28 protein-coding genes and 1 pseudogene are annotated in these 18,706 nt (G+C 48.4%); 2 read left to right on the top strand and 27 right to left on the bottom strand.

All coding sequences use genetic code 11. The features are described from left to right. Positions 1 to 52: 52 nt before the first annotated feature. The 27 genes from truA to rplC form a co-directional block, all read right to left on the bottom strand. Entirely contained in the window at positions 53 to 895 is an 843-nt protein-coding gene (truA, locus tag QUB24_RS29475; RefSeq protein ID WP_333057795.1) for a tRNA pseudouridine(38-40) synthase TruA, read from the bottom strand. A 29-nt stretch (positions 896 to 924) separates the two neighbouring features. Further along, positions 925 to 1,275: a 50S ribosomal protein L17 gene (gene rplQ / locus QUB24_RS29470; protein WP_190657966.1), complete on the bottom strand. Its 351-nt coding sequence runs from the start codon at positions 1,273 to 1,275 to the stop codon at positions 925 to 927. A gap of 125 nt (positions 1,276 to 1,400) precedes the next feature. Beyond that, positions 1,401 to 2,345: a DNA-directed RNA polymerase subunit alpha gene (locus QUB24_RS29465; RefSeq protein WP_333057810.1), complete on the bottom strand. Its 945-nt coding sequence runs from the start codon at positions 2,343 to 2,345 to the stop codon at positions 1,401 to 1,403. Positions 2,346 to 2,519: 174 nt separating this feature from the next. Then, on the bottom strand, positions 2,520 to 2,918 hold the full coding sequence (gene rpsK, locus QUB24_RS29460; protein ID WP_332978136.1) for a 30S ribosomal protein S11: 399 nt from the start codon (positions 2,916 to 2,918) through the stop codon (positions 2,520 to 2,522). Between the two features lie 84 nt (positions 2,919 to 3,002). Continuing rightward, on the bottom strand, positions 3,003 to 3,386 hold the full coding sequence (gene rpsM / locus QUB24_RS29455; RefSeq protein ID WP_006634981.1) for a 30S ribosomal protein S13: 384 nt from the start codon (positions 3,384 to 3,386) through the stop codon (positions 3,003 to 3,005). An 83-nt stretch (positions 3,387 to 3,469) separates the two neighbouring features. Further along, positions 3,470 to 3,583 carry a 50S ribosomal protein L36 gene (rpmJ, locus tag QUB24_RS29450; protein WP_015178722.1) on the bottom strand — a complete coding sequence of 38 codons (114 nt, stop codon included), beginning with the start codon at positions 3,581 to 3,583 and terminating at the stop codon, positions 3,470 to 3,472. 368 nt (positions 3,584 to 3,951) lie between these two features. Then, positions 3,952 to 4,176 carry a translation initiation factor IF-1 gene (infA, locus tag QUB24_RS29445; RefSeq protein WP_006276978.1) on the bottom strand — a complete coding sequence of 75 codons (225 nt, stop codon included), beginning with the start codon at positions 4,174 to 4,176 and terminating at the stop codon, positions 3,952 to 3,954. 292 nt (positions 4,177 to 4,468) lie between these two features. After that, positions 4,469 to 5,044 (bottom strand): adenylate kinase, encoded by a 576-nt coding sequence (locus QUB24_RS29440; protein ID WP_333157141.1) that lies wholly within the window; start codon positions 5,042 to 5,044, stop codon positions 4,469 to 4,471. Between the two features lie 5 nt (positions 5,045 to 5,049). Beyond that, positions 5,050 to 6,354: a preprotein translocase subunit SecY gene (gene secY / locus QUB24_RS29435; protein ID WP_333074732.1), complete on the bottom strand. Its 1,305-nt coding sequence runs from the start codon at positions 6,352 to 6,354 to the stop codon at positions 5,050 to 5,052. A gap of 103 nt (positions 6,355 to 6,457) precedes the next feature. Next, positions 6,458 to 6,904 (bottom strand): 50S ribosomal protein L15, encoded by a 447-nt coding sequence (rplO, locus tag QUB24_RS29430; RefSeq protein WP_333082088.1) that lies wholly within the window; start codon positions 6,902 to 6,904, stop codon positions 6,458 to 6,460. Positions 6,905 to 7,050: 146 nt separating this feature from the next. Further along, positions 7,051 to 7,599, bottom strand: coding sequence for a 30S ribosomal protein S5 (rpsE, locus tag QUB24_RS29425; protein ID WP_190745441.1), 549 nt, complete (start codon positions 7,597 to 7,599; stop codon positions 7,051 to 7,053). A gap of 131 nt (positions 7,600 to 7,730) precedes the next feature. Beyond that, positions 7,731 to 8,093 (bottom strand): 50S ribosomal protein L18, encoded by a 363-nt coding sequence (rplR, locus tag QUB24_RS29420; RefSeq protein WP_006634986.1) that lies wholly within the window; start codon positions 8,091 to 8,093, stop codon positions 7,731 to 7,733. Between the two features lie 2 nt (positions 8,094 to 8,095). Continuing rightward, positions 8,096 to 8,644: a 50S ribosomal protein L6 gene (gene rplF, locus QUB24_RS29415; protein WP_333039622.1), complete on the bottom strand. Its 549-nt coding sequence runs from the start codon at positions 8,642 to 8,644 to the stop codon at positions 8,096 to 8,098. 122 nt (positions 8,645 to 8,766) lie between these two features. Next, positions 8,767 to 9,168, bottom strand: coding sequence for a 30S ribosomal protein S8 (gene rpsH / locus QUB24_RS29410; RefSeq protein WP_190737227.1), 402 nt, complete (start codon positions 9,166 to 9,168; stop codon positions 8,767 to 8,769). A 22-nt stretch (positions 9,169 to 9,190) separates the two neighbouring features. After that, positions 9,191 to 9,736 carry a 50S ribosomal protein L5 gene (gene rplE / locus QUB24_RS29405; protein ID WP_006634989.1) on the bottom strand — a complete coding sequence of 182 codons (546 nt, stop codon included), beginning with the start codon at positions 9,734 to 9,736 and terminating at the stop codon, positions 9,191 to 9,193. A gap of 178 nt (positions 9,737 to 9,914) precedes the next feature. Then, a complete protein-coding gene (rplX, locus tag QUB24_RS29400) occupies positions 9,915 to 10,277 on the bottom strand; it encodes a 50S ribosomal protein L24 (RefSeq protein ID WP_333157140.1) in 363 nt (120 codons plus the stop codon). A gap of 1 nt (position 10,278) precedes the next feature. Then, positions 10,279 to 10,647 (bottom strand): 50S ribosomal protein L14, encoded by a 369-nt coding sequence (rplN, locus tag QUB24_RS29395; RefSeq protein ID WP_006634991.1) that lies wholly within the window; start codon positions 10,645 to 10,647, stop codon positions 10,279 to 10,281. 116 nt (positions 10,648 to 10,763) lie between these two features. Further along, positions 10,764 to 11,012 carry a 30S ribosomal protein S17 gene (gene rpsQ / locus QUB24_RS29390; RefSeq protein ID WP_006634992.1) on the bottom strand — a complete coding sequence of 83 codons (249 nt, stop codon included), beginning with the start codon at positions 11,010 to 11,012 and terminating at the stop codon, positions 10,764 to 10,766. A 68-nt stretch (positions 11,013 to 11,080) separates the two neighbouring features. Then, complete coding sequence (gene rpmC / locus QUB24_RS29385) at positions 11,081 to 11,359, bottom strand: 50S ribosomal protein L29 (RefSeq protein WP_333157139.1); 279 nt, start codon at positions 11,357 to 11,359, stop codon at positions 11,081 to 11,083. A 159-nt stretch (positions 11,360 to 11,518) separates the two neighbouring features. Then, positions 11,519 to 11,938, bottom strand: a complete 420-nt coding sequence (gene rplP / locus QUB24_RS29380; protein ID WP_333157138.1) for a 50S ribosomal protein L16 — start codon at positions 11,936 to 11,938, stop codon at positions 11,519 to 11,521. A gap of 115 nt (positions 11,939 to 12,053) precedes the next feature. Continuing rightward, positions 12,054 to 12,782 carry a 30S ribosomal protein S3 gene (gene rpsC / locus QUB24_RS29375; protein WP_006634995.1) on the bottom strand — a complete coding sequence of 243 codons (729 nt, stop codon included), beginning with the start codon at positions 12,780 to 12,782 and terminating at the stop codon, positions 12,054 to 12,056. 114 nt (positions 12,783 to 12,896) lie between these two features. Next, positions 12,897 to 13,256 (bottom strand): 50S ribosomal protein L22, encoded by a 360-nt coding sequence (gene rplV / locus QUB24_RS29370; protein ID WP_190657986.1) that lies wholly within the window; start codon positions 13,254 to 13,256, stop codon positions 12,897 to 12,899. A 96-nt stretch (positions 13,257 to 13,352) separates the two neighbouring features. Next, entirely contained in the window at positions 13,353 to 13,634 is a 282-nt protein-coding gene (gene rpsS, locus QUB24_RS29365; RefSeq protein WP_041623488.1) for a 30S ribosomal protein S19, read from the bottom strand. Between the two features lie 114 nt (positions 13,635 to 13,748). Beyond that, positions 13,749 to 14,612 (bottom strand): 50S ribosomal protein L2, encoded by an 864-nt coding sequence (gene rplB, locus QUB24_RS29360; RefSeq protein WP_333057787.1) that lies wholly within the window; start codon positions 14,610 to 14,612, stop codon positions 13,749 to 13,751. A gap of 175 nt (positions 14,613 to 14,787) precedes the next feature. Next, positions 14,788 to 15,096: a 50S ribosomal protein L23 gene (locus QUB24_RS29355; RefSeq protein ID WP_006634999.1), complete on the bottom strand. Its 309-nt coding sequence runs from the start codon at positions 15,094 to 15,096 to the stop codon at positions 14,788 to 14,790. Beyond that, the gene (rplD, locus tag QUB24_RS29350) at positions 15,089 to 15,721 is read right to left on the bottom strand and encodes a 50S ribosomal protein L4 (RefSeq protein ID WP_333082092.1); all 633 of its coding nucleotides are present in this window, start codon (positions 15,719 to 15,721) and stop codon (positions 15,089 to 15,091) included. Before rplD ends, QUB24_RS29355 begins: the two co-directional genes overlap by 8 nt. Before the next feature lie 188 nt (positions 15,722 to 15,909). After that, complete coding sequence (gene rplC, locus QUB24_RS29345; protein ID WP_333039608.1) at positions 15,910 to 16,545, bottom strand: 50S ribosomal protein L3; 636 nt, start codon at positions 16,543 to 16,545, stop codon at positions 15,910 to 15,912. 431 nt (positions 16,546 to 16,976) lie between these two features. On the opposite strand from rplC, the gene QUB24_RS29340 reads away from it, so the two are divergent. Together QUB24_RS29340 and QUB24_RS29335 are read left to right on the top strand one after the other, a co-directional pair. Continuing rightward, complete coding sequence (locus QUB24_RS29340) at positions 16,977 to 17,453, top strand: NAD(P)H-quinone oxidoreductase subunit N (protein WP_333157137.1); 477 nt, start codon at positions 16,977 to 16,979, stop codon at positions 17,451 to 17,453. A gap of 273 nt (positions 17,454 to 17,726) precedes the next feature. Continuing rightward, positions 17,727 to 18,632: pseudogene (locus QUB24_RS29335) on the top strand (RNA-guided endonuclease InsQ/TnpB family protein); the annotation flags it as partial. Positions 18,633 to 18,706: the final 74 nt, after the last annotated feature.

Raw genomic sequence — 18,706 nt, 5'->3', positions numbered from 1 at the left:
CCTTAGTTTTTTATTAGTAGTTACCTAATGACTAATGACTAATGACTGCTGACTAATGACTAATGACTAATTTTGGCTGGGTGTCGTACCAGACCTCTGGGGGAAAGGGAAATTCTGAATAGCCAACCCGCAGCAGGCACAAACCTTGAGCGGGAGCGGCATATTTTACCATTTCTCGGCGTTCGTTGACCCAGATATCTGTGAAATTGTCGATCGGCCTTTCCCCGCGACCCACCTGCACCAGCAACCCCACCAGCAGCCGCATCATCCCGTACAGAAACCCGCTCGCCTGAACCTCAATATAGATAAGAGGCCCAGAACGCTGACACTCGGCCGCTTGCACGTCCACCCAGGAATGGGGGCGGGCAGAACCCGCGCGGTGGAAAGCAGCCAGGTGATGCCGCCCGATGAGCGGTGTCAATGCTGTCTGAATCAAAGATTCATCCACAGGGGCGTGATAGCAGTGCCAAGCAAAAGGACGCACAAACAAATTAGGGGTCGGGTCTGTATAAAGGGTGTAGCGATAGCGCCGCCAACTGGCTGAGAACCGAGCGTGCCAGGTAGGTTCCACCTTTGCCGAAGCTCGAATTAAAATATCTTTTGCCAGTCGAGAGTTGAGAACACTTGCCCAGCGGTGAGCCGGAATTGGGCCGTGGGCATCAAAATGCGCTACTTGAGCAGCAGCGTGAACTCCTGCATCGGTTCTCCCAGCAGCGTGCAGCGTTACCGGGCGTTCCAGAACAGTCGATATTGCTGTTTCAATTTCTTCTTGTACTGTACGCTGGTTCGGCTGTCGCTGCCAACCGTGAAAGTTAGTGCCGAGGTATTGGATTACTAGAGCAACGCGCTGTATCGATTGGGGATTTTCGATTGGGGATTTTGGATTGTCAGTCATAAATCACAAATCTCCAACCCAAAATTGAATTAAACCAGTTCAACGATCGCCATTTCGGAATTGTCTCCTTGACGGGGGACAGTTCGCACTACGCGGGTGTAGCCGCCGTTGCGCGAGCCGTACCGTTCTTGGGCTGCTTCAAACAAGGCGTGTACTAACTGTTTGTCGTAGATAAAGCCCATAGCTTGCCGGCGAGCGGCCAATGAGCCATCTTTTGCCAGGGTAATCATTCTGTCCGCCTCTGGGCGCAGCGCTTTGGCGCGGGCGAGAGTGGTAGTAATTTTACCGTGGCGGATTAATTCGGTGGTCAGCGAGCGCAGCAGGGCGCGGCGCTGGTCAGCCGGTTTGTTGAGTTGGGGAACGCGACAGCGGTGACGCATAGCAGTTGGTAATTGGTAATTGGTAATTGGGTGCCGGGATAGTCCGCGAGTTTTGAGCGGTGATTTCTTTAACTTAAAAACTCACCTACTTAAAATTCAGAACTTTTTTACCCGTTACCCGTTGATTAACTTTTAGCTGATTTTTCCTGTGGCAAGGTAATGCCCAAGCGTTTTTGTAAAGCTTCAATCACTTCTTCTGCGGACTTCTGCCCGAAATTCTTGATCTCGAGCAAGTCTTCTTGGGTATAATCCAATAAGTCTGCAACTGAGTTGATCTGAGCCCGCTTGAGACAGTTGTAAGCCCGGACGGACAACTGCAATTCTTCGATCGGAATTTGGCTAGTAGGATCGGCTTCACCTGGATACTCTGGTTTGAGAGAATCTTGGGTGATGTCTTTGAGAGGTGAAAATAAATCTACCAGGATGTTGGCAGATTGACTCAAAGCTTCTTGAGGAGTCACGCTGCCATCAGTCCAGATTTCCATAATCAGCCGGTCTTTCTCGACTGTACCGCCTACCCGAGCATCTTCAACGCTGTAGTTGACTCTGCGAATCGGCATAAAGATGGCGTCAATTTGGAGGAAATCCAAAGCCGAGCCATCATCGCGACTGCGGTCTACTGCTCGGTATCCGATGCCTTTTTCAATTCTGAATTCCATTTCCAGAACTGAGCCGGGCGAGAGAGTTGCAATGTACTGGGATCGATCGATCAATTCCACCTCAGAGGGCAAATCGAATCGATCGGCCGTAACGGTGACGGGCCCCTCAATCCGCAACCTGCCGATTTGCGGCTGCTGAGAATGAGTTTTGAGGACGACCTCTTTCATGTTCAGGAGAATTTCTAGAACATCCTCACGTACCCCTTCGATCGTGGCAAACTCGTGATTGACGCCCGCGATTCGGACTGAAGTTACTGCCGTTCCTTCCAAATTTGACAGCAGAACTCGCCGAAGCGCATTCCCAACAGTTGTTCCTTGACCGCGATCGAGCGGTTCCAGGACAAATTTTCCGTACTGACTGCGGTCTTTGTCAGTGTTAGACTCTATACATTCAATTTGAAACTGCGCCACGGAGTGACCTCCCTTTTCCACTTTGGATTTTTGATTTTGGATTTTAGATTGCAGAGCATACCCCTGAACGGATTTCGGATTTTGGATGGACGGGGCAACAGTTAGAACCATTAGTTTTTGACTTTAAGCAGTTAGCCATTATCCAAAATCTAAAATCTAAAATCTCAAATCGTTTTAGACTCTACGCCGCTTGGGAGGGCGACAGCCGTTGTGAGGAATTGGGGTAACATCTCTAATCAGGGTGATTTCCAGTCCCGCCCCTTGCAGCGCCCGAATAGCAGTTTCTCGACCTGCTCCGGGTCCGCTCACCATTACTTCTATTTGGCGCATCCCTTGGTCATTGGCTCTGCGGGCAGCACTTTCTGCTGCTGTTTGAGCTGCAAAGGGAGTCCCCTTCTTAGCTCCTTTAAAACCGCTGGAACCTGCCGATGCCCAGGATATGACTTCGCCGTTGAGGTCGGTAATAGTTACAATCGTGTTGTTAAAGGTAGACTGGATGTAGCCTACCCCATTGGGTACATTCCGTTTCTGCTTTTTTGCACCAGATTTCTTGCCTGTTTGTGGTCGCGCCATATTAGTCTCTTTAACGTTTCTCTCAACTAATGTCCCGAAGCGCTAGGAGCCAGCAGCCCCCAGCGTATTTTTCCAAAAAAGATGTTACTTCTTGGAAGGTGCCTTTTTCTTGCCCGCAACTGTTCGGCGGACGCCACGACGGGTTCTGGCGTTGGTACGGGTTCGTTGTCCCCGCACCGGCAGACCCAAACGGTGACGCCGACCGCGATAAGTTCCGATGTCCATCAGGCGCTTGATGTTCATTGACTCCCAGCGCCGGAGGTCTCCTTCGATTTGGTATGTTGTTTCTACATGAGCCCGCAGAGCTGTCACGTCGGCCTCTGTTAAATCCTTGACGCGAGTGTCAGGATTTACGCCTGTTGCAGCGATAATTTTTTGGGCCCGCGACAAGCCTATTCCGTAAATGTATGTCAGACCTATTTCGACGCGCTTATCGCGTGGAAGGTCTACCCCGGCAATCCGTGCCACACTTTTTGTCTCCCTAGTTTTCCTGTTTGGCTACAATGTTCAATTAGGATGCACCTGCGTGCAGTGCCCAATCTTGCTTTTTTCTAACCTTGGCGTTGTTTGTGTTTCGGGTTAGTGCATATCACCATCACTCGACCGCGACGGCGGATGACGCGACATTTCTCACAAATTTTTTTGACAGATGCTCGAACTTTCATCTTTCTTCCTGCCTGGAGAACCCCGCTCTACCGGAGAGCAGGCACGCTGGGACTGCCCGTAGAGCGGTGGGAGGAGAGGCTGGGCAAGGTGTAGGCCTCTCCTCGATTAAATTGTATAAAGTGCGGGTTGTTTCATGAAGGAGCCCGCTTGCACCCACTCCCATTGCTGGGTAAAGTTCGCCTGCGCCAGAGTGTTGGCGAGCGATACTTTTACGGTGTAACAATGACTTAACCCGGTACACCGGTGGGTTGTTGACGCCCTTCTCGGCAACACTACAAACGTAGCATTATAGCATAAATTTGAAGCTTTTTACCAAATTCTCTCTAAATTAAACTTAGAATTAGTTTTTAGAAAGTTTTATCTAAGCCTATTTTTTCCGAAGGCGATAAGTAATCCTGCCTTTGGTCAAGTCATAGGGAGTCAATTCGACTTTGACGCGATCGCCAGGCAGAATTTTGATGTAGTTGCGGCGGATCTTGCCGGAAATGTGAGCCAGCACGTTAAACCCATTATCTAGGTCAACGCGAAACATCGCATTGGGCAGGGATTCCGTCACTGTCCCTTCCATTTCAATTAAATCTTGCTTAGACAATTTGGTATTTACCTCAACTCTACATTTGATTAACTAGGAGTGTCCCGCTGTTTGCCTCAAAGCCTATTTACTGGTAGGAGTCAAACGGGAAGGGGGGCAATAATTAGGGCGACTCGATCGACTTTTTGACTCAACCAACCGCTCGCTTTAGCTTTACTTGAGTAAAGTTGTGGCAATTAGTATGGAGTTCAATCCGGTCTCTAGCAACCCTCACAAAACCTGATAGCACAAAAAGCTCCTAGTTAACATATCTTAGCAAAAGCTTGTGAGTAACAAGCTGTATTGAGAGGGTTCAAGAGTCGATCGAGAGAACTTGTTGCAGTTCTGCTGTCACTAATTCCATCGCTCGATCGCCATCAACCGCAACTAATTGTTGACGGCCGCTGTAAAAATCAATCAAAGGCTCAGTTTGCTCGCGATAAACTTGCAATCGGCGGCGGATTGTCTCCTCATTATCATCCTGACGCCCCCGCGACAACAGGCGAGCCACCAAAACATTGTCAGGAACGTCCAAATTGACAGCTCTGAGAGCGCAGTCCTTTCCAGACGTACTTCCTTCAACATCGCAGAGCAGTTTGTCAAAAAAAGCTGCCTGGGCGACTGTGCGGGGAAAGCCGTCGAGAATCCAGCCAGCACGAGCATCTGGCTGATTCATACGTTCTTGCACGATATCCATCAATAACTCGTCAGGAACCAACTCTCCCCGATCCATGTAGGATTGTGCCTTTTGACCCAAGTCAGTTTTGGCAACTACGCAGGCGCGTAGGATGTCACCTGTAGAAATGTGGGGTATTTTCCAGAGAGCGGCTAAGAGCTGAGCCTGAGTTCCCTTTCCGGCCCCTGGAGGCCCCATAAAAATCAATTGCATTGCGATTACTTCACCATTCCTTCATATCGTTGGGAGATGACGTAAGTTTGAATTTGCTTAGCAGTTTCGATCGCCACACCTACTAGAATCAGTAGGGAAGTTGCGCCAAAACCTCTAAAAGTTTGCACGCCGATCGCGCTTTCTACAGCAGTTGGTACAATGGCCACCAGACCGAGAAAAATCGCTCCCAAGAAAGTCAAACGGTTCAAAACCTTCTCCACATAATCACTCGTTTTCTGACCCGGACGAATTCCAGGAATGCTGGCGCCCATTTTCTTCAAGTTCTGAGACATATCTACAGGGTTGACAATCAACGAAGCGTAGAAATAGCTGAAGAACAGAATCAAAGTCAGATAAAACAGCGCGTAAGCCCAAGGCGCCGGCCCGTTCGGACTCAAAACATTAGCAACTTGAACCAAAAACGGGTTATTGAGAGACTGAGCGAGGAAAGAAGGCACAATCAACACCGAAGATGCAAAAATAATCGGCATCACTCCGCCTTGATTCAAGCGCAGGGGCAGATAACTCCGGCTCTCCCGATAAACTTTGCGGCCGACTTGGCGGCGGGCCGAAATAATCGGAATGCGGCGAGTACCTTCCTGAACAAAAACAATCCCGACAATCGTCACCAAAAAGACCAGCAGCAGAACGACTACACGGCCGACAACTTGCGTGTCCCCACTTTGAGCCAATTCAAAAGTTTGTCCCAAAGAGCGCGGCAATACCGACACAATATTGATAAAAATCAGCAGCGAGGCTCCGTTCCCGATACCTCGCTCCGTCACCACTTCCGATATCCACATTACAAACATTGAGCCGGCTGTCAGAGCCAAAGCAGTTTGTGCTATGAATAAAGGCGATGGAGATTGAGCAAAAGGGCTGACCCAAATCGCAATGCCAATACTTTGCAGAATTGCCCAGCCCAAAGAAACGTAGCGAGTAATTTGAGAAATCTTGCGTCGCCCTGCTTCTCCTTCATTTTTCTGCAAGTCTTCTAAGCTTGGCAGAGCCGCCGTTAGAAGTTGCACAATAATTGAAGCATTAATGTAGGGCAAAATCCCCAGCGCGAAAATCCCCAAAGCTGACAAGCCGCCTCCTGAGAACAAATCCAAAAAGCCAATTAAAGGGCTATTTTGGACGTTTTGGGCAAAGGCGACTCGATCGATGCCGGGGACTGGCAAGTGGACACCCAGGCGTACTAAAATCAGTAAGCCAAGGGTTACGAGGATTCGGCCTCGTAAACCAGCAGCTTGAGCCATCTGCATGAACGTCTCTTGTGCAGTTGGCGCTTTTTCTCTACTAACGTCCATAGTTACGATTTTGGATTTTAGATTTGGGATTTTCGACTAAATCATTTTCTGATAGCAAGCTTGAGGATTTGAGATTTGGACAGACTCTCAAACCTCAAAATCTTCACGCAACTAATTCGCAACTTCCGCCTGCAGCTTCAATTTTGGCGCGAGCACCTGCGGTAAAAGCCGAGGCGCGCACTTGCAAGGGTACATTCAGTTCACCATCTCCTAAGATTTTCAGCGGCCCATCGTCTGTGGTGACAATTTTTGCTTGGATCAAAGAGGTGAGAGTAACTTCGGTGTTTGCTGGCAGCGATGCTAATTTACTTACATTAATGGTAGTGTACTCTTTCCGGTTCACTAGAGGGAAGCTTTTCAACTTGGGGAGACGGCGGTAGAGAGGATTTTGACCTCCTTCAAAACCGGGTCTAGTGCCGCTACCGGCTCTAGATTTTTGACCGCGCATCCCTTTGCCGGAGCTCGCGCCTTGACCGGCAGAAATACCTCTGCCCAAGCGTCGGGGGCGCTTTTGGGAGCCTGCTTTGGGTCGGGCGTCTTGCAATCTCATAGTTTTAGTAATTGGTAATTGGTAATTGGTATTTAGAGAGGGGGTACGCAGTAGTTTTGAGTGCGTGAGTTTTAAGTTGCGGATTTTTTTATTTTCACCGCAAGCACTTAACACTCAAAACTTACAGTTTCCCATTCTCGCGTGCCCTAACCGTAGAGATTTTCTACTGGAATTCCGCGCTCTTGAGCAACTTCGGACAAGGTGCGGAGGGTGGAGAGGGCATTGACTGCGGCTCGGGCGTTGTTTAAGGGATTTCCAGAACCTAGCTGTTTGGCTAAGATATTGCGGACTCCTGCTAGTTCGAGAACAGTTCGCACTGCTCCCCCTGCAATTACCCCGGTTCCTGGAGCGGCCGGCCGCATCATGACTTTAGCTCCGCCACCATCACCGTTGATGGGGTGAGGGATGGAGTTAGATTTGGTGAGGGGGACTTCAATTAGGTGCTTTTTGCCGTCAGCGACGCCTTTTTTAACGGCACCGATTACGTCGCTAGCTTTGCCGACTCCTACTCCAACTTGACCGCGTTCGTTGCCAATAATGACTATGGCGCGGAAGCTGAGTTTTTTACCACCTTTGACTACTTTGGTAACGCGCCGAATCTGAACAACCCGTTCTTGCCATTCGGATTCTTTTTCGCGCCCTTTGTTGTTGCTGCTGCTTTTTTTCTTGTTGCGCTGTTCTTTTTGTTCTGCCATAGTTTTGTTCTTTGGGAATTGGGGATTAGTAACTGGTAGTTGGAAATGAGAAATTAACAATTAGGAATTAAGAATTTTGTTGTATATTCCTTCTTCCTTCTTCCTTCTTCCTTCTTCCTTCTTCCTTCTTCCTAAAAGTCTAACCCCGCTTCGCGAGCTGCTTCTGCGAGGGCTTTGACACGACCGTGATAGAGGTTGCCCCCGCGATCGAATACGACTTTGACTATGCCAGCGCTGGAACAGCGTTTGGCAATCAACTGACCGACTTGCACGCTCGCGGAGCAGTTGCCGCCAGAACTGAGAGTTGACTTCAATTCGGGATCGAGGGTTGACGCGGCGGCCAAAGTGTGCTGGGCGGTGTCGTCGATTACTTGAGCGTAGATGTGCTGCTCTGAGCGAAATACCGCTAGTCTGGGACGTTCGGAGGTGCCGAACACCTTGCGCCGAACGCGGCGGTGTCTGCGCTGGACTGATTCTTTGCGAGTAAGCTTCATTGTTACTTCTTACCTGTTTTGCCTGTTTTACCAGCTTTGCGCCGGACGACTTCGCCGCTGTAGCGAATGCCTTTGCCCTTATAGACTTCGGGCGGACGCACCGCGCGGATGCGGGCTGCTGTATTGCCTACGAGTTCTTTGTCAATGCCAGAGACGATGACGTTGGTGTTGCCTTCCACTGCCATTGTGATGCCTTCTGGAGGGGGCATTTCAACGGGTTTGCTGTAACCGACGTTTAAAATCAGGTTCCGTCCTTGAACCTGTGCCCGATAACCAGTGCCGATAATTTCGAGACGCCGCTGAAAACCTTGAGATACACCTTCGACCATGTTGGCGACTAGGGTGCGGCACAAGCCGTGCAGTTGTCTGGCGACGCGAGATTCGTCTCGGCGGGTAACGAGTAAAGTCTCGCCTTCAATTCCCATGAGGATTTCGGCTGGGATAACTCGGGAAAGTTCACCTTTAGGGCCTTTGACGGCTACTTTTTGACCGTCTAGGGTGACGGTGACTTTCGTGGGGATGCTAATCGGACGCTTGCCAATTCGCGACATAGTTTTTTGTCCTTTGTTTTTAGTTATTAGTCCTTGATTATTAGTGCTTAGTTATTAGTCCTTAGTGATTGATTTTTGAGTCTGTTGCCAACGACCAGTGACTAATGACTAATGACTAATGACTACCAAACATAACAAAGCACTTCACCGCCCAAACCTTGGCGTCGAGCTTCTCTATCCGTCATAATGCCGCTGGAGGTGGAAATAATGGCAATGCCAATTCCGCCTAATACTCTGGGCAATTCTTTACGGTTCGAGTAAACGCGCAGTCCTGGTTTGCTGACTCGCTTAAGTGCCGTGATAATGGGCTTGCGAGTTTTACCTTTGTACTTTAGAGAAAGCACTAAATGTCGCTTGACCCCTTCTTCTGCTTCTTCAAATTCGCCGATGAAGCCTTCACTTTTGAGGACTTGGGCGATGCTGCGGGTCATTTTTGTAGCTGGAATTTGCGTTGTTTGGTGGCGCGCCATGCAAGAATTGCGAATGCGCGTCAACATATCTGCTATGGTATCGTTAGCTGCCATCTTTTGCTTCTTACTCTAGTGCTTAGTTGTCCCGGAACGGCATTCCCATTTCTTTAAGCAAGGCGCGTCCTTCTTCGTCGGTGTTTGCTGTGGTGATAATTGAAATGTCCATGCCTCGAATTTGATCGATGCGGTCATATTCTATTTCTGGAAAAATTAGCTGTTCTCTCAGACCCAAGCTGTAGTTGCCGCGCCCGTCGAAGCTTTTGGGGCTGATGCCGCGGAAGTCGCGGATGCGGGGAAGTGCGAGGTTGATCAGCCGATCGAGAAAATCGTACATCCGATCGCCGCGCAGCGTCACCATAACGCCGACGGGTACTCCTTTGCGGATTTTGAAGCCTGCGATCGCTTTTTTCGCCCGCGTCACCACTGGTTTTTGACCGGTGATGATGCCAATTTCGTTGATCGACGAATCCAGTGCCTTAGCGTTTTGAGATGCTTCTCCCAAACCGCGGTTCACTGTGACTTTGACGAGTTTGGGAACCTGATGGATATTAGTATATTTAAACTGATCCATCAGTGTGGGAACGATTTTTCCTTGATAAAGAACCTTGAGTTTGTCCGGCATAGTTTTTGTGTTTCGTTAACTGTCCCTGGGCTTGGTCAGGGAATTATTAGTTGTCAGTTGTCCGTTGTCAGTTGACTGTTGTCAGTTGCGGTGCCCTGAGCGTAGTCGAAGAGTCCGTTGACTGTTGTCAGGAAAGCATTTGTCTAATGACTAATGACTAATGACTAATGACTGCTGACTAATTATCGATGATTTCTCCAGTTTTTTTGAGCTGTCGCAGTTTCCGGCCGTCTTCGCTAAATGTATAGCAAACGCGGCTAGCTATTTTTTCTTTTTCGGAATAGTGCATGACATTTGAGCTGTGAATGGGAGCCTCAAACGTGAGTATTTTCCCGGACTCTCCCTCTTGCTGGGGCTTGACGTGCTTTGTTCTGATGTTTACACCTTTAACAATTACTTTGCTGACTTTAGGATATGTCTTTAAGATTTCTCCGACTTTTCCTTTCTCTTTGCCAGTAATTATTTGCACGGTATCGCCTGCTTTGACGTGCATTTTGTAGCGCTGCGGCTCGCTAGTTGGTTTACCCTTTTTTCCGTACATTTTAAAGTACCTCCGGGGCTAAGGAAACGATTTTAGTAAAGTTTTTGTCGCGCAATTCGCGGGCGACGGGGCCGAAGACGCGAGTGCCTTTGGGGTTGCCGTCTACGTTGATAATAACGGCGGCGTTATCGTCAAAACGAATGCTCATGCCGCTGTCGCGACGCAAACCTTTGCGGGTTCTGACAATGACAGCCCGAACGACATCTGATTTTTTGACAGCCATATTGGGGATGGCGTCTTTGACGACGGCAATGATGACATCGCCGACTCCGCCGTAGCGACGGTTGCCGCCTCCCAATACGCGGATGCACATCAGTTTGCGGGCTCCGCTATTGTCGGCGACATTGAGGTATGTCTGGGGTTGAATCATGGTGATTGTTGACTGTTAACTGTTGACTGTTAACTGTTGACTGTTAACTGTTGACTGTTGACGACTAATTGATTAATTAAGTACCGATCGGGCGAGCGCGAGATCGCAATTAACTGTTAGCCGTTTTTTGTCCCGAAAATCTCAGCAACCGTCCAACGTTTGGTTTTGCTCAGTGGTCGAGTTTCAGTGATGCGGACGCGATCGCCGGATTTGCACTGATTTTCTTCGTCGTGAGCTTTGTACCGCTTGGTGCGGACTACGATTTTGCCGTATTTGGTGTGGGAGGAGCGGTTTTCGATTGCTACCACGACGGTTTTATCCATCTTGTCGCTGACTACTACGCCAACTCGTTCTTTAATTGCCATAGCTACCTATTTTTGTTGTGCAATTGACTTTTTTTTAGCTACTGTGCGAGCAGAGGCTAGGCTGCTGCTCACTCTGGGCTGACTTCTGGGCTGGAAGCAGAATCGGCAGTTTCTTTAGCGGCTGATTTTTCTGCCGCTTCTTTCTCAGCAACGATTTGGCGCTCGCGTTCAACTGTCATCAATTGAGCTAGCCGGTGTTTGGCGTGCTTGAACAGGTGAGGCTTTTCCATGCGGCCGGTAGCTTGCTGGAGCCGCAATTCCATTAGTTGGCGCTTGACGGCTAAAATTTGCTCTGCTACAGCAGCATCGCTTAATTCTCTAGCTTCTTTAATCTTGGTCAAAGACATAATTGTGTGCTTTCTCGTTAGCGAGCGGTATGACAGAAGACATAATTGTCTCTTAGGCTGAAGGTCGAAGGAAAGAAAAGTTATGAAAGCCAGATTTTAAAATGCTGTAGCCGTTTAAAATGCTGATTAATACAGACCTAATTCTACCTTCGCTCTTCGCTATGACTGGCCTTCTTCGCGAGTGATGAACTTGGTTTTAATTGGTAATTTGAAAGATGCCAAACGCATGGCTTCGCGGGCAGTTTCTTCAGTTACGCCGCCAATTTCAAACATTACCCTGCCTGGTTTGACCACGGCAACCCAAAACTCTGGTGAGCCTTTACCAGAACCCATCCGGGTTTCTGCGGCGCGCTCGGTGACAGGTTTGTCGGGAAAAATGCGAATCCAGATTTTGCCACCCCGACGGATATAGCGGGTCATGGCACGCCGTCCGGCTTCTATTTGGCGGGAAGTAATCCAGGCGGGTTCGATGGCTTGGAGCGCGAAGTCGCCAAAGCTAACTGTATTGCCGCGGGTGGCAATACCGCTCATTCGCCCGCGCTGTTGTTTGCGGAATTTCGTTCTTTTAGGGCTTAACATGGCGAAAGGGAGTTGGGTAATTGGTAATTGGTAATTGCTAATTGGTGATTGCTAATTGCTAATTGGTTTGGAACAACTGACACTTAACAAGTGACAACTAACAGTTAACAATTAGCTAGCCTTCGTTCGATCGATCTTCAAAGTTCTGGCGGCGGCGCTTTTGTTTGGTACGGGGCACTGCTGCATTTGGTGCAGCCTCTTGTTCCTGTCCGGGAATAATTTCGCCTTTGAAAACCCAAACTTTAATGCCCAGAATACCGTAGATGGTTTGAGCAGTGCAGTAGGAGTAGTCGATGTCTGCCCGCAGCGTGTGCAAGGGGACTCTTCCTTCGCGCGTCCATTCGGTACGGGCAATTTCTGCACCGTTGAGGCGTCCGCTGACTTGAATTTTGATGCCTTGGATGCCGACTTTTTGGGCGCGGGTGATTGCTTGGCGGACTACTCGGCGGAAGGATACGCGCCGTTCTAGTTGCTGAGCGATGTATTCTGCGATCAGTGTGGCATCGGCGTCTACTCGCTGAACTTCGACGACGTTGATGCGGATTTGGCGGTTGCTACCGAGTTGCTGCTGCAAACCGACGCGCAAGGTTTCGATGCCTGCTCCGCCGCGGCCTACGACAACGCCTGGTCGGGCGGTGAAGACTTCTAGGTCGATTTGATCGGCTTTCCGCTCAATTTTGACCGAGGAAATCCCAGCATTGCTGAGGGTTTTACGAACGTACTTGCGAATTTTATAGTCTTCTTGCAAGAGTTCTGGATAGTTTTTGGGATCGGCAAACCAGCGAGAGCGGTGCTCTTGGGTAATGCCGAGGCGAAAACCAATTGGATGTATTTTTTGGCCCATAATAGTTGATGAGTTAATTGGTAATTGGTAATTGGTAATTGGTAATTGGTAATTGGTGATTACCCATTTTTTTCAACTTTAAGCTGTTTATTACCTCTTACGTTTTTCCCTGGTTTAGTTTTCTACGAGCGGAGCTACTACTACGGTAATGTGACAGGTTGGCTTGCGGATTTGGTAGGCGCGACCTTGAGCGCGGGGTCTAAAGCGTTTGAGGACTGGGCCTTGGTCTGCGTAAGCTTGAGACACTACTAGCTTGGATTTATCCAATCCTGCGTTGTGTTCGGCGTTGGCTACTGCCGATCGCAAAACTTTGACGATTGGTTCGCAGGCGCGGTAGGGCATGAATTCGAGTAAAATCAGCGCTTCTTGATAGCTTTTGCCGCGAATTTGGTCGAGGACTCGGCGCACTTTGAAGGGGGATGTTCTGATGTAACGGGCGATCGCCTTAATTTCGGATGTGGTATCTATAGCCATTTCGATTTCGGTAATTGGTAATTGGTAATTGGGCAAAAGGTAATTGGTAATTGGTAATTTTTTTTCCGACTACCTATTACCTGTCACCTAATTCGGCTATCTTTTCGCCTTTTTATCACCACTTTTCGCGTGACCTCTAAAGGTGCGAGTGGGGGAAAATTCTCCGAGTTTGTGACCTACCATTTGGTCGGTGAGGTAGACTGGTACGTGCTGTCTGCCGTTGTGAACGGCGATCGTGTGACCTACCATTTGGGGCAGGATTGTGGAAGAGCGCGACCAAGTTTTAATTACTTGTTTTTGGCCGGCGGCGTTGAGTTTTTCGATTTTTGTCATCAGATGATCTGCGACAAACGGGCCTTTTTTTAGCGATCGAGACATGATTTTTTTAGTAATTCAGGAGTCATTAGTCAGAATTAAGCAGTCATTGGTCATCAGTCCTCAGTCATTAGTTAGCAGTTAATAACTAAGCACTGAAGACTGCTGACTGATTGACTAGCTTTGTCTGCCGCCCTTGCCGCGCTTGGAAGCTTTGCGGCGGCGCCGGACGATTAAAGCGTCGCTGCGCTTGTTTTTGCGTCGAGTTTTTGCACCCAATGCTGGTTTACCCCAAGGAGTGACAGGCCCCGGACGCCCAATAGGAGCTCTGCCTTCGCCACCGCCGTGCGGGTGGTCTACCGGGTTCATGACGCTACCGCGAACGGTGGGTCTGCGACCTTTCCAGCGGGTGCGACCTGCTTTGCCGAGGCTGATGTTTCTGGCGTCGGTGTTGCCGACTTGACCGATGGTGGCGTAGCAGTCGGCGCGGACTTTGCGCTGTTCGCCGGATGGCAGTTTGAGGGTGACGTAGCTACCTTCTTTTGCCATTAGCTGAGCGCTGGAGCCGGCGGAGCGAACGATTTGTCCGCCTTTTCCGGGTACTAGCTCGACGTTGTGGATGCTGGTACCGAGGGGAATGTTCTTCAGGGGGAGGGCGTTGCCGATTTCGATCGGCGCGTCTGGGCCTGAGACAATTACTGTACCGACGTTTAAGTTGAGCGGGTGCAGGATGTACCGTTTTTCGCCGTCTTTGTAGAACAGGAGGGCGATGCGGGCGTTGCGATTGGGGTCGTATTCGATCGCCTTGACAGTAGCGGGAATGCTGTGTTTGTCGCGGCGGAAGTCGATGTCTCTATACAGCCGTTTGTGACCGCCTCCCCGGTGGCGGCAGGTGATGACGCCTCGGTTGTTGCGGCCTTGTTTGGTGTGCTTATTACTGGTTAGAGACTTTTCTGGCTCTGATCTGGTAATTTCAGCGAAGTCCGAGACGGTCTGTTCTCGGGTGCTGGAGGTATAAGGTCGGTAAGAACGGATGCCCATAATCGATCTATTTTAGATTTTGGATTTTGGATTTTGGATTTGACGTTTATCGATTTTAGATTTTAGGTTGAAGATTGGCGATATTTGGTTAACTTACGAGTTTTCTGGTTCGAGAATTTCCACCAGTTAACCGCAATTTAAAATCTAAAATCTAAAATCTAAAATCCAAAATCGTCTAGACTTCTGGGAATAGGAGTTTGCGGATCGAGTCTCCGTCTGTCAGAGTTACGGTTGCTCGCTTGTAACAAGGTTTAAAGCCGACGAATTTGCCAACTCGACGCTTTTTGCGCGGCGGGTTTTGGGTGTTGACGCCGATGACTTTGACCTTAAATAGTTCTTCGATTGCAGCTTTGATTTGAGGCTTGGTCGCTTTGGGGGCTACGTCGAATGTGAATTGATTTAATTCCATCATTCGGGTAGCTTTCTCGGTGAGAATCGGACGCTGGATCAAATCTGCGTAGTCGCGGGGGTCGATTTTACTCACCGTAAATCTCCTGAATTTTAGCTATGGCTGTAGATGTGACGATAATTTTGTCAGCCGCGAGAACGTCGTAAACATTCAGGGAAGTTGCCAAGATGACGTTTACTAATTCGATGTTGCGTCCTGATAAGTAGACGTTTGGTTGCGGTTCTGGCAAGATTAACAGAACTTTTGTATCGGGTTCGATGCCCCAGCGGCCGATCGCACTCAGCAATTCTTTGCTTTTGGGTCTCGGAAATTGCTCTGCAAATTCTTCAACCACAATGATGTCTTCGGTGCGACTTTGGAATGCTGTCCGCAAAGCGAGACGGCGTTCCTTTTTGTTCATTTTGACTTCAAAGTCTCTCGGTTTTGGCCCGAAGATGACACCGCCGCCCCGCCACAGCGGAGAACGGATTGAACCTGCTCTGGCTCTGCCGGTGCCTTTTTGACGCCAGGGTTTGCGGCCACCGCCTCGGACTTCCGATCGAGTTTTGGTGCAAGCATTTCCTTGACGAGCGTTATTCAGTTGCCGCGTCAATGCTCTGTGAACGATGTGAGACGCATTTTCTTCTTTGGCTACGCGCAGTTCTAAAGTTGTTTCCCCAACTTCTTCGCCTTGCCAATTTCGTACTACACAGTTAACCATATCTTTTGTCCTTTGTCTGTTGTTAGTTGTCTGTTGTTAGTTGTCTGTTGTCTGTTGTCTGTCGTCTGTTGTCTGTTCTCAGGTCTTAGTTTTCAGCTCTTAGTTTTCAGCTTTTAGTTCTTAGTTATTGCTTGCTACTAGGCCAACCACTATCTACTGACTGCTGACTACTGACTACTTACTACTGACTAACGTCCTACTTTTTTCTCAGGCACAACATTGACTAAGGCGCCAGCTTTGCCGGGAACTGCTCCCTTAATTAGCAGCAAATTCTGCTCTGTATCCACCCGGACAATTGTTAGTTTGCGGACGGTGACTTGAACGTTGCCCATACGTCCTGCCATTCTTTTCCCGGGATAAACGCGACCAGGAGTAGTTCCAGGCCCGATCGATCCAGGCTCTCGGTGGTTCTTGGAACCGTGAGACATGGGGCCTCGTTTAAAGTTGTGGCGCTTTTGAAAACCTGCAAAACCTTTACCGATGCTTGTACCGATGACATCTACTATTTGTCCCGGTGTAAAGGTATCTGCTTTTAGTTGTTGACCTAATTCAAATGAACTGGTGTCTTCCAATCGGTATTCCTGCAAGTGGCGCAGTGGATTCGCCCCCGACTTGGCAAGGTGTCCTAGTTCTGGCTTGTTGAGAGCCTTTGGTTTGACTTCGTTGTATCCAACTTGAACGGCACCGTAGCCGTCAGTTTGTTTTGTTTTGATTTGAGTTACTGTACAAGGCCCTGCTTGTATGACGGTGACGGGGATGGCTCTCCCTTCGGCGTCAAACACTTGAGTCATGCCTAGTTTAGTGCCAAGAATGCCTACAGACACGGATTTTCTTCCTTTTATTTACGCAAGAGGTTTCGGATTGCGAAATTTACGTCAATCCGCTTGCTCTTGTGCAGAAACATTTATTTCAGTGTTCCTGCAATTAACTGTTATCAACCAACAGCCTTCCTCGGTGTTTAAAATTTGAGTTTTAAATTTGGGAGCGAGCTTGTGGAAGTCTTGCAAGGGTTGAGATTCGCGGCTTTTTACCGGCTTTATCTCCGAGTTTTGTCTCGGTCTTGCTTGTTTGTGCCAGGACTTGAGCAGCAAACCACTCAGTATCCTTTACGGCGACAATTCACAATAGTACATGAAGTGTTTGCCATTTGTCAAGGCCGCGATGAGAATTTTTCGCCTCAACTTTAGGATTTATAATATTTCCAGCTCGCAAGCAGCGATCGACCAAATTTTGATACAGCAGGAAACACAAATTTATGGGACTGATTACGACGGGATCTGATCTGATTCGGGATTTGGAAAAGTCGGGGTCGCTGGCCCTGTACGTTCCTTTAGAGGGAGGATTTGAGGGGCGCTACCTCCGCAGGCTGAGGGCTGCAGGTTACGGGGCGCACACTATTTCGGCGCGGGGTTTGGGTGATTTGGCGATGTATTTGACGGGGGTTCACGGGGTGCGGCCGCCGCATTTGGGCAAGAAAACTACTGGCAATGAATCGGCTGTGGGTTATACGTACTTCGTGCCGCCGATGTTGAAAACTCAATTAGACAATTTGCCGCCGAAAGCAAAAGGACTGGTGCTGTGGATTATTGAAGGGCAGATTTTGTCGAGTCAGGAGATTGAGTATTTGACTGTTTTGCCGACGTTAGAACCGCGAGTTAAAATAGCAGTTGAGATGGGGGGCGATCGAGCTTTTAGCTGGAAGCCGCTTAAAGATGCTTTAGTTGCTGCTTAAATTCCGGTATTTGCGATCGCAAATCAACTAAAAAACGCAGCGAGCAACTAAAGCTCAACAGCTTCTGCTCGCTGGTTTTGATATTTTTGGGAACAACTTAATTAACAGGAAAAATCTTATGCTTCAGAACCGCGATTATACCATCATTATTGACAAAAGCGGCAGTATTGTAAAACTTCATTGAGTTTATAAGCAATTATAAACAATAATGGTATTATATTGTTGTGAGTGTTGAATAAGGAATACGCATAGCCCAAAAAACGCAAGTCTCAAATGCAACTAACAGAGAGGCACATCATTAAATCAACGTCACACCGTTTCGCCCAAATAGACGAACTAGCTTTCAAGTCCAAAAACCTCTACAATGCCGCCAATTACGTCATTCGTCAGAGCTTTATTTATGGATGGGGTTATGTCAACTACAACGAATTGAACCGATTGATGAAGTCTCATGAAGCATACAAGGATTTGCCTGCTAAAGTAAGCCAGCAACTTTTGATGGTGTTAGACAAAAATTGGAAATCGTTTTTTGAAGCCGTTAAAGCTTACAAAGTTGATTCTTCAAAATTCACGGGTAGCCCAAAACGGCCGTTGTACAAAGATAAAGTTAAAGGGCGAAACCTTCTCGTTTACACGATTCAAGCGATTAGCAGCAAACAGTTGAAGAAAGGAATTATCAAGCTTTCCGGCACTGAACTTTTAATTAAAACCAAACTAAATCCCACCCAGATTTGTCAAGTTAGACTGGTTCCGAAATGTGATTCCTATGTAATTGAGGTGATTTATGATGAGCCGGAGTCCACCGTCAATAACGCTACTTCTATAGCTAGTATTGATTTGGGACTGGATAATTTAGTGGCGTTAACTTCAAATCAGCCGGGATTTATCCCTTTGTTGATTAACGGGCGACCATTAAAATCGATTAACCAGTTCTATAACAAACGCAAATCCCGATTACAATCCCAGTTAAAAGGGCATCGTCAAACCTCACCCAGGATGCAGCGCTTAACTCGCTGGAGCCATCAAAAAGTTGACAATTACTTACATCATGCCAGCCGCCTAATTATTGACATTTTAACTGCCAAGCAGATTGGGACGCTAGTAATTGGCAAGAATGCACAGTGGAAAACTGGAATTGATCTAGGGAAGCAAACCAACCAAAACTTTGTCAGTATCCCCTGGGGGGGTGACAACCCACCCCAAACCCATAGCTAGTAAGGATTGAGGCAACTTGTGGTAAAAAAAGATAGGCA

The sequence above is a fragment of the Microcoleus sp. B9-D4 genome (assembly GCF_036705105.1).
GTDB lineage: Bacteria > Cyanobacteriota > Cyanobacteriia > Cyanobacteriales > Microcoleaceae > Microcoleus.
The sequence above is the reverse complement of the archived record's forward strand: the minus strand, read 5'-3'. Positions and strand labels throughout refer to the sequence as shown.